Source organism: Streptomyces anatolicus, from assembly GCF_019400875.1.
Classification (GTDB): Bacteria; Actinomycetota; Actinomycetes; order Streptomycetales; family Streptomycetaceae; genus Streptomyces; species Streptomyces anatolicus.
This window is the reverse complement of sequence record NZ_WMBF01000310.1, coordinates 1-7,532: the sequence shown is the minus strand read 5'-3', so window position 1 is coordinate 7,532 and position 7,532 is coordinate 1. Positions and strand designations below refer to the sequence as shown.

Annotated in this window: 8 protein-coding genes and 1 pseudogene; 3 read left to right on the top strand and 6 right to left on the bottom strand. The window is 70.9% G+C overall.

Features of this window, described 5'->3' with window-relative positions:
• Both GKQ77_RS33570 and GKQ77_RS23235 read right to left on the bottom strand, forming a co-directional pair.
• Positions 1–112, bottom strand: a pseudogene (locus GKQ77_RS33570) (SAM-dependent methyltransferase); the annotation flags it as partial.
• Positions 113–169: 57 nt separating this feature from the next.
• Positions 170–1,105 carry an acyltransferase domain-containing protein gene (locus GKQ77_RS23235; protein WP_372459961.1) on the bottom strand — a complete coding sequence of 312 codons (936 nt, stop codon included), beginning with the start codon at positions 1,103–1,105 and terminating at the stop codon, positions 170–172.
• Positions 1,106–1,231: 126 nt separating this feature from the next.
• On the opposite strand from GKQ77_RS23235, the gene GKQ77_RS23230 reads away from it, so the two are divergent.
• Positions 1,232–1,492, top strand: coding sequence for a DUF6343 family protein (locus GKQ77_RS23230; protein WP_219690865.1), 261 nt, complete (start codon positions 1,232–1,234; stop codon positions 1,490–1,492).
• A gap of 37 nt (positions 1,493–1,529) precedes the next feature.
• Here GKQ77_RS23230 and GKQ77_RS23225 read toward each other — a convergent pair whose 3' ends face one another.
• The 4 genes from GKQ77_RS23225 to rpsA form a co-directional block, all read right to left on the bottom strand.
• Entirely contained in the window at positions 1,530–1,898 is a 369-nt protein-coding gene (locus GKQ77_RS23225; protein WP_219690863.1) for a tetratricopeptide repeat protein, read from the bottom strand.
• Positions 1,899–1,947: 49 nt separating this feature from the next.
• Entirely contained in the window at positions 1,948–2,553 is a 606-nt protein-coding gene (gene coaE, locus GKQ77_RS23220) for a dephospho-CoA kinase (RefSeq protein WP_219690862.1), read from the bottom strand.
• 24 nt (positions 2,554–2,577) lie between these two features.
• The gene (locus tag GKQ77_RS23215) at positions 2,578–3,516 is read right to left on the bottom strand and encodes a PAC2 family protein (RefSeq protein ID WP_125512158.1); all 939 of its coding nucleotides are present in this window, start codon (positions 3,514–3,516) and stop codon (positions 2,578–2,580) included.
• Positions 3,517–3,785: 269 nt separating this feature from the next.
• A complete protein-coding gene (gene rpsA / locus GKQ77_RS23210; protein WP_125512162.1) occupies positions 3,786–5,300 on the bottom strand; it encodes a 30S ribosomal protein S1 in 1,515 nt (504 codons plus the stop codon).
• 390 nt (positions 5,301–5,690) lie between these two features.
• On the opposite strand from rpsA, the gene GKQ77_RS23205 reads away from it, so the two are divergent.
• Together GKQ77_RS23205 and GKQ77_RS23200 are read left to right on the top strand one after the other, a co-directional pair.
• Positions 5,691–6,515, top strand: coding sequence for a class I SAM-dependent methyltransferase (locus GKQ77_RS23205; RefSeq protein ID WP_219690860.1), 825 nt, complete (start codon positions 5,691–5,693; stop codon positions 6,513–6,515).
• 4 nt (positions 6,516–6,519) lie between these two features.
• Positions 6,520–7,532, top strand: a 1,013-nt coding sequence (locus GKQ77_RS23200) for a DEAD/DEAH box helicase (RefSeq protein ID WP_219690859.1), incomplete at its 3' end; no start/stop codon positions are given.

The window sequence follows — 7,532 nt, the reverse complement described above, 5'->3', positions numbered from 1 at the left end:
CGTCGGGCTCGTCCCCCACCGCCAGGCGCGCGTACATCTCGACCGCGCAGCCGTCCGGCGTGATCGCGCCGGGCCCCGTCCCCTCGTACCCCTCACGCATCTCCACACTCATGCCCCGCCAACGAAGCGGGCCCCGGCGCCGTTCCACGCCGCGCCCCCGGCTGCCCTCCTACAGCGGGAACCAGCCATGCCCTCCGTACCAGTGGCCGCCCGCCCGCAAATGGTCGCCGATCGCCCGCTCCACCTTGGTACGCCTGGGCAGTTCGGCGACGGGGAGGTCCGGGTCACCGAAGACGAACCGGACGGGGTTGCCGTCGTCCGGCCCGTCCTCGTAACCGTCGGCCAGCCGGAAACGCTCCTGGAAGCGGACGATGTTCGAATCCGTGGGCAGATACTCCCTCAGCTGCGGATCGAGCAGCCAGGAGTGGCAGACAGCTGTCTCATATCGCTCCTCGGGGTAGTGGCGCGCGAAGAACCCCTTCGCCAGTTCGATCGACCGGTCGCAGGCGCGGGGCGTCAGCGGCCCCCGGAAGTCGTTGATGTGCAGGTTCAGACAGGGGTCGCCGGGGCCCGCGGTGTGTCCGGCGGCGGCCGTCGCGCCACCCATGCGGGCGCCGAGGACGGCACGCTGGAACTGCAGCCGCCCCAGCTGGTACAGCTCGCCCCGGAAGTGCAGGCCGTTCCAGCCCGGCACGGTCAGGCCGGTACTGCCGCGCACCTTGCGGTGCACCGCCATGTGCCGCCCGAGGTCGGCGAGGGTGCGGCGCGAGACATCGTCGGGGATGCCCCGGTCGCGGTGGTGGGCCCGCGCGCTCGGCAGCGCCGCCACATACACGTACACGAAGAAGCAGCGCCCCAGCTCGCCCCACTCCTCGGGGAGCGGCGGGATCCTGCCGCCCCTGCCCACGGTTCCCATGTCGCGTACGAGCGCGTCGACGCAGCGGTCGAGCAGCCACCGTGCCTCCGGATCCGCCCAGAGCCGGTCGCGCAGCGCCACGAGACCGTTGATGTCCTCGTGCGGCACGGCGAGGTCGAGCAGTACCTCCGGCAGCTCGTCGGCTTCGGGAAGCCACGCGCGCGTGGGCGGCTCGCCCGCGCGCTCCAGCTCCGCCAGCCAGGCGGCCTGCTCGCCGTCGGCCGCCCTGAGCGCGTCCAGCACGTTCCCACCCACCCTCTGTCCGTCGGAAGTCCGGTCCGGAATTTATCCTGGAAGGAGGAGATGACTTCGATGATGCGCACAGGAAGTGAGCCGTCGACCGCACGCAGTCCCCTGCGGATGCGCTTCTGGTTCAGCGTATGGGGCCTGGTCTGGGCCGCCTTCGGTACGACCGCCTTCGCGCTCACCGGACGGACGGCCTGGGCGGTGGTGTGCGGGGTGCTGCTGGTGGTGGTCGCGGCGGATCTGGCGTGGGTGGTGCACCGCATGCGTCAGGGCCCGCACTTCCAGCCGGGCCGTGACATCCCGCCGTACGACCCGCCGGACCCGCCCTGAGCCCGGAACGGTTCCCCCGCGCTCGCGTCGGAAGGGGTCAGTCGTCCTTGTCGAAGCGGGCCGCCGCCAGATACTCCGGCTGTGGGTCGAGGGCCGCCGCGAGGCGGAAGTGGCGCCGCGCCTGGTCGGGCCGGGCACTACGCTCGTACGTACGGGCGAGGGCGAAGTGCGCGAACGCGTTGTCCGGCTCGCGCTCCAGGACGATGCTGAACTCCAGCTCGGCGGCGCGCAGTTGCGCGGAGGCGAAGAAGGCGCGCGCCCGCAGCAGCCGGGCCGCGGTGTTCTCGGGGTGGGCGGCGATGACCGTGTCGAGCAGCTTCACCGCGCCTCGGGGATCCCGCGCGGCAAGGAGCTGCTCCGCCGCACGGAAGTCGATGACGTGAGTCTCCGGAGTTATTTCGGGCACGCTGCACACCTTCCCTCGCTCCCCTGGGTCAACGCCCCCGCGCCCGTCCCTATTCCGAGTTCCGGGCCAGGCGCGCCAGCTCCGCCCACACCTCGGCGACCCGCTCCCGAAGCCCCTCCAGGGGCCCGTCGTTGTCGATCACGATGTCCGCGATCTCCAGGCGCTTCTCGCGGGTGGCCTGCGCGGCCATACGCGCGCGGGCGTCCTCCTCGCTCATGCCGCGCAGCCGCACCAGGCGGTCCAGCTGGGTCTCGGGGCTCGCGTCGACGACGATCACCACGTCGTACAGGGGTGCGAGGCCGTTCTCGGTGAGCAGCGGCACGTCGTGGACGACCACCGCGTCGCCGGACGCGGACTCGGCCAGCTCGGCGGAGCGGGCGCCGACCAGCGGGTGCACGATCGAGTTGAGGGCGGCCAGCTTCTCGGCGTCGGCGAAGACGATCGCGCCGAGCCGCGGCCGGTCCAGGGAACCGTCCGGGGCCAGGATCTCCTGCCCGAAGGCCTCGACGACGGCCGCGAGTCCGGGTGTTCCCGGCGCCACCACCTCGCGCGCGATCCTGTCGGCGTCGATCAGGACGGCACCGGACGCGACAAGCAGTCGCGAGACTTCACTCTTGCCGGCGCCGATTCCGCCGGTCAGGCCCACTGTCAGCATGACCGGCAGCTTAGAGCCCCGCGATCAGGCGTCGCCCTCCCGCTCCGCGAGGAAGCGTTCGAATTCCCGGCCGATCTCGTCGGCGGACGGGATGTCGGCCGGCTCGGCGAGCATGTTGCCCCGCTCCTGCGAGCCCGCCGCCGCGTCGTACTGGTGCTCAAGTCCCTGGACGAGCGCGACCAGTTCCTCGTCGCCCTCCTGGATCTGCCGGTCGATCTCGGTCTGGGTGCGGTGCGCCTCGGTGCGCAGTCCGTGCGCGACGCCGGGCAGCACCAGACCGGTGGCGGCGGTGATCGCCTCCAGGACCGTGAGGGCCGCGTCGGGGTAGGCGGAGCGCGCGATGTAGTGCGGGACGTGCGCGGCGACACCCAGCACGTCGTGACCGGCCTCCAGGAGGCGGTACTCGACGAGGGAGGCCGCGCTGCCCGGCACCTGCGCCTCGTCGAAGGGGCTGCGGTGGCCCGGCACCAGGTCGGTGCGGTTGCCGTGCGGTGTGAGGCCGACGGGACGGGTGTGCGGCACGCCCATGGGGATGCCGTGGAAGTTCACCGAGAGGCGCACGCCGAGCCGCTCCACGATCTGCTGCACGGCGACCGCGAACCGCTCCCACTCGACGTCCGGCTCGGGCCCGGAGAGCAGCAGGAAGGGCGCGCCGGTGGCGTCCTGGACGAGGCGGACGTCGAGCGTCGGCACCTCGTAGTCGCTCCAGCGGTCGCGGCGGAAGGTGAGCAGCGGGCGGCGGGCGCGGTAGTCGACGAGCCGGTCGTGGTCGAACCTCGCCACCACCTGCCCGGGAAGGCTGTCCGTGAGCCGTTCGACGATCTGGTCGCCGGTTTCGCCCGCGTCGATGTATCCGTCGAAGTGGTAGAGCATGACCAGTCCGGCCGACTCCTGGGCGAGCGCCATGTCAACGACGGCGAGGCCCTTCGGCTCCCATGCGTACAAACCCTGCGGATCAAGCACTGTTACCGCTCCTCCTCGTGTTCGTAACGGAGAACGCACGCAGGGCCACGGGCATTCCCGTGTTCAAACTCCTTCGCAGGGGCGCCCCGTCAGGGGCGCGGGGAACTGCGCGAGCAACCACGTACTCGCCCGCGGACGCGTCTGCGGGATGTCGTGGGCTGGTCGCGCAGTTCCCCGCGCCCCTTCGGGGCGCGCACAGCACTGCGGGCCCGCACTCCCGAAGGAGTGCGGGCCCGCAGCGTTCAGCTACTACCGCCTAGAGGCGAGCCTCAGCTCTGGCCACCCGCGAGCTTCTCGCGAAGCGCGGCAAGCGCCTCGTCCGAAGCAAGGGCGCCGGAGTTGTCGTCCGACTCCGAGGAGTACGAACCGCCGCCGCCACCACCGGTGGACGCGGCCGGAGCGGCGCCGGCCGGAGCCGCCGCACCCTCGGCCTCGGCCTGGGCGTCGGCCTCGCGCGACTTGATGACCTGAGCCTGGTGCTGCTCGAAGCGCGTCTGCGCCTCGGCGTACTGGGTCTCCCAGGCCTCGCGCTGGGTCTCGTAGCCCTCGAGCCAGTCGTTGGTCTCGGGGTCGAAGCCCTCGGGGTAGATGTAGTTGCCCTGGTCGTCGTAGGACGCGGCCATGCCGTACAGGGTCGGGTCGAACTCGACGGCCGACGGGTCGGCGCCGAAGGACTCGTTGGCCTGCTTCAGCGAGAGCGAGATCCGGCGACGCTCGAGGTCGATGTCGATGACCTTGACGAAGATCTCGTCGTTGACCTGGACGACCTGCTCCGGGATCTCCACGTGGCGCTCGGCCAGCTCGGAGATGTGGACCAGGCCCTCGATGCCCTCGTCGACGCGCACGAACGCACCGAACGGAACGAGCTTGGTGACCTTACCGGGAACGACCTGCCCGATCTGGTGCGTGCGGGCGAACTGCTGCCACGGGTCTTCCTGCGTCGCCTTGAGCGACAGGGAGACACGCTCGCGGTCCATGTCCACGTCGAGGACCTCGACGGTGACTTCCTGGCCGACCTCGACAACCTCGGAGGGGTGGTCGATGTGCTTCCAGGAAAGCTCGGAGACGTGGACGAGACCGTCGACGCCACCGAGGTCCACGAACGCACCGAAGTTGACGATCGAGGAAACGACGCCGGAGCGGACCTGGCCCTTCTGCAGGGTCGTGAGGAAGGTCTGGCGGACCTCGCTCTGGGTCTGCTCGAGCCAGGCACGGCGGGACAGGACCACGTTGTTGCGGTTCTTGTCCAGCTCGATGATCTTGGCCTCGAGCTCCTTGCCCACGTAGGGCTGGAGGTCGCGGACGCGGCGCATCTCGACGAGGGAGGCCGGCAGGAAGCCACGGAGGCCGATGTCGAGGATGAGACCACCCTTGACGACCTCGATGACGGTACCGGTGACGATGCCGTCTTCTTCCTTGATCTTCTCGATCGTGCCCCAGGCACGCTCGTACTGAGCGCGCTTCTTGGACAGGATCAGACGGCCTTCCTTGTCCTCCTTCTGGAGAACCAGGGCCTCGATCTCGTCGCCGACCTTGACGACCTCGTTCGGGTCGACGTCGTGCTTGATCGAGAGCTCGCGGCTCGGAATGACGCCTTCGGTCTTGTAACCGATGTCGAGCAGGACCTCGTCCCGGTCGACCTTCACGATGACGCCGTCGACGATGTCGCCGTCGTTGAAGTACTTGATCGTCTCGTCGATCGCGGCGAGGAAGGCTTCCTCGTTACCGATGTCGTTGACCGCTACCTGCGGGGTGGTGGCGGTGGTCTCGGTGCTGCTCGTCATGTGGGTTAGGGCTCCGGTACGGACATTGAAGTCGTAGGTACTGCAACGCCGGGAGCCGATTTCGCTCTGCAGAAGCCGGACAGCCTAGGAAGCGCGGCTTCCGGCAAGGGAAGGCGCCTCGACAACCGAGGGGACATACAACAGACGCGAGCGCAGCCTGCTATGTCTGAGGAGCGCAGGCTCGCAGCGCAACTTGTAGCATACGGGGGCAGCCGGACAGGGTCAATGCGCGAAGGCGTACACCCGGGGCGGAACGCCGCATACCCGGCACAAAACGTGTCGCCTGAGGCCACACGGGCCGCACCGCGCCCCCTTCGCGCCGAGATTTCGGCGCGATCCGCGGAAGACGCCGAAGACGCCGAGATACGGAAAGTACAGAAGATTACGACGATGGAGCCCATCATCCAAGAGTCCGAACTGCCGCCCGAGCCCGAGGCCACCCGGCGTGCCGCGAATGTCACGGAGAGCAGCCGCGCCAACCGCGGCTGGTGGGACCGGAACGCCGACGAGTACCAGGTGGAGCACGGCACGTTCCTCGGGGACGACCGCTTCGTGTGGGGTCCCGAGGGGCTGGACGAGGTGGAGGCGGAGCTGCTCGGTCCGCCGGAGGAGCTCAAGGACAAGGACATCCTGGAGATCGGCGCCGGTGCCGCCCAGTGTTCGCGCTGGCTGGCCTCGCAGGGCGCGCGGCCCGTCGCCCTCGACCTCTCGCACCGCCAGCTCCAGCACGCGCTCAGGATCGGTGGCCCGGTGCCGCTGGTGCAGGCCGACGCGGGGGTGCTGCCCTTCAAGGACGGCTCCTTCGATCTGGCCTGTTCCGCCTATGGGGCGCTGCCCTTCGTCGCCGACCCGGTGCTGGTCCTCAAGGAGGTGCGCCGGGTGCTGCGGCCCGGCGGCCGTTTCGTCTTCTCCGCGACGCACCCCATCCGCTGGGCCTTTCCGGACGAGCCCGGTCCGGAGGGGCTCTCCGTAGCGGCCTCCTACTTCGACCGCACTCCTTATGTGGAGCAGGACGAGGAGGGCAACGCCGTCTATGTGGAGCACCACAGGACGATCGGCGACCGGGTGCGGGACATCGTGGCGGGCGGTTTCCGGCTCGTCGACATCGTGGAGCCGGAGTGGCCCGCCTGGAACACCCAGGAGTGGGGCGGCTGGTCGCCGCTGCGCGGAAACCTGATCCCGGGGACGGCCATCTACGTATGCGTACGAGACTGAGCATGTGACCCGTGACCCCGCTCCCCTGGACCTGCCCGTACGTGACGCGCTGCCCGCCCTCCGTGCCGCTCTGGAGGGGCCGGGCAGCGCGGTGCTGTGCGCTCCGCCCGGCACCGGCAAGACCACGCTGGTGCCGCTGGCGCTCGCGGGCCTGATCGAGGCGCCGGGCGCCTTCGAGGGCGTACGCCGTGTCGTCGTCGCCGAGCCGCGGCGGATCGCCGCACGGGCCGCCGCACGGCGGATGGCGTGGCTGCTCGGCGAGAAGGTGGGCGGCAGCGTCGGCTACACCGTGCGCGGGGAGCGTGTGGTGGGCCCCCACGCGCGCGTGGAGGTCGTCACGACGGGCGTCCTGCTCCAGCGGCTCCAGCGGGACCAGGAGCTGGCAGGCGTGGACGTCGTCGTCATCGACGAGTGCCATGAGCGGCATCTGGACGCGGACACCGTGGCGGCCTTCCTGGTGGACGTGCGGGCGGCGCTCCGGCCCGAGCTGCGGCTCGTGGCCGCGTCCGCTACGACCGACGCGGAGGGGTGGGCGCGGATCCTCGGGGACGCGCCCGTGGTGGAGGCGCGGGGGACCGCGCACCCGGTGGAGGTCGTATGGGCGCCGCCCGCGCGTGAGGTGCGGCCGCCGCACGGCATGCGGGTCGATCCGGCGCTGCTCACGCATGTGGCGTCGGTGGTGCGGCGGGCGCTGGCCGAGCGGGACGGTGACGTGCTGTGTTTCCTGCCCGGGGTCGGCGAGATCGCGCGGGTGGCCGGGCAGCTGGGCGGGCTCGGGGGCCGCGAGGACGTCGAGGTGCTCCAGGTGCACGGGCGGGCGCCGGCCGCCGTGCAGGACGCGGTCCTCGCGGGGTCGGCGGGGCGGCGGGTCGTGCTGGCCACCTCGGTGGCCGAGTCGTCGTTGACGGTGCCTGGCGTGCGGGTGGTCGTGGACTCGGGCCTCGCGCGGGAGCCGAGGGTGGACCACGCGCGCGGGCTGAGCGCGCTGGCGACGGTCCGCGCCTCGCAGGCGGCGGG